Raw genomic sequence first — 892 nt, forward strand, 5'->3', positions numbered from 1 at the left:
TCCACCGTATGCGCTTCTTCACTTGACCATATAACCCCAAGCAATCTGGTTATACTGTGAAGACGACATTCGCCGAAAATTCGCAATACTCTTAAAGTCTTAAGAGAAACTCACAAATTTTACCTTAGCCTGAATAAACACCAGTGAAAGTGTCAAAAAAAAAATTATCGCAGGCTACCACGTCTTTCATCGCCTCTGAACCAGTCATAAAAGACTAGAAATCAACATTCAAACTGAATGCTCATTTCTAAGCTTTTCGAAGCAGTTAATGGTGGAGCCAAGCGGGATCGAACCGCTGACCTCCTGCGTGCAAGGCAGGCGCTCTCCCAGCTGAGCTATGGCCCCAGACTAACTATTCAGTCTATCTTTCTATCACATACCCAAATTTTTAAAGAACGGACCAGTCATAAAAGACTAGAAATCAACATTCAAACTGAATGCTCATTTCTAAGCTTTTCGAAGCAGTTAATGGTGGAGCCAAGCGGGATCGAACCGCTGACCTCCTGCGTGCAAGGCAGGCGCTCTCCCAGCTGAGCTATGGCCCCAGACTAAGGCTTTACCACACAAAATTGGTGGGTCTGGGCAGATTCGAACTGCCGACCTCACCCTTATCAGGGGTGCGCTCTAACCAACTGAGCTACAGACCCAATTTCGAGCTTGTAGCTTTTCGCTTGGAGCTTAAAGCTGCTTCTTCCGTCTTCTTCAATGAATCAAGCAATTCGTGTGGGAGCTTATGAAACAGCTGATGTCGTCGATTAAGGAGGTGATCCAGCCGCAGGTTCCCCTACGGCTACCTTGTTACGACTTCACCCCAGTCATGAATCACACCGTGGTAACCGTCCTCCCGAAGGTTAGACTAGCTACTTCTGGTGCAACCCACTCCCATGGTGTG

Annotated in this window: 3 tRNA genes and 1 rRNA gene; all 4 read right to left on the reverse strand. The window is 47.2% G+C overall.

The features are described from left to right. Positions 1-269: 269 nt before the first annotated feature. Positions 270-345 (reverse strand) — tRNA-Ala (locus E1573_RS26635). A gap of 124 nt (positions 346-469) precedes the next feature. Further along, positions 470-545, reverse strand: a tRNA-Ala gene (locus E1573_RS26640). Between the two features lie 25 nt (positions 546-570). Further along, positions 571-647 (reverse strand) — tRNA-Ile (locus E1573_RS26645). 109 nt (positions 648-756) lie between these two features. Then, positions 757-892: ribosomal RNA gene (locus E1573_RS26650) — 16S ribosomal RNA — on the reverse strand; the annotation flags it as partial.

It is taken from the genome of Pseudomonas sp. H9 (genome assembly GCF_004353925.1).
Lineage (GTDB): Bacteria > Pseudomonadota > Gammaproteobacteria > Pseudomonadales > Pseudomonadaceae > Aquipseudomonas.